The following is a 693-nucleotide window of genomic DNA, read 5'->3' as shown; positions in this document are numbered from 1 at the left end:
CAGAGCCGCAAATATAAGACTGCTAGCATCATCCTCATCTAAGTTACGATCAAGCTTGTTTATCATTGTCATCACTATATCGTCACTAGCACCTGAAGCAATCAAGTTTACTAAAGCCAGACCACCATTTCCCTTTCGGTTTGGGTCAAACCTGCTGAGTTGTTCCGCAATATAGGGGTTATTATTTGCATCACCAAAAGTGACTAACGGGATGATGTGTTTATAGGTATCGATGAGCTCGTAACCAGATGCGAGTAGATAATCAATTTTCTCACGCTGAACACTCACTTCTTGATTGGAGCGACTGATCATTCGAATCAGCGGACTGTAGATCTTTGCGTTGATGTCTTGTGAAGCATCAACCAGTTGCGAAAATAACTCGATGTTTGAGTTTACTGCTGCAAAACGTAGCGGATAGCTAAAATTTTGCATTTTTACACGCTTATCGATATCGACACCCTGACCAATAAGTTTGCTTATCAGTTCTTGGTCGTTGAGAGTCATTGCAATGTAAAGCACGACTTCTGGACTAAGTTGCTCTGAAAAGTAATCAATGGCCGATAAGCTTATGAATTCTGACCACTGCTGCTCAGTAAGATTGGCCAAATCAAAACCATAGTCATCGAGGGTTTCTTTGACAAATTTTGGAAACGTTTCAGGAGGTTTGGGCAATAGTTCGCTATTAGTTGAAGC

Annotated in this window: 1 protein-coding gene; it reads right to left on the bottom strand. The window is 41.1% G+C overall.

Annotated elements, in window-relative coordinates:
* A partial coding sequence (locus KIV40_RS27855; protein ID WP_285352436.1) for a hypothetical protein occupies positions 1-693 on the bottom strand: 693 nt, incomplete at both ends.

The sequence above is a fragment of the Vibrio sp. D173a genome (assembly GCF_030248475.1).
Note: the sequence above shows the minus strand (reverse complement) of the source record. Positions and strands in the feature narration are given on the sequence as shown.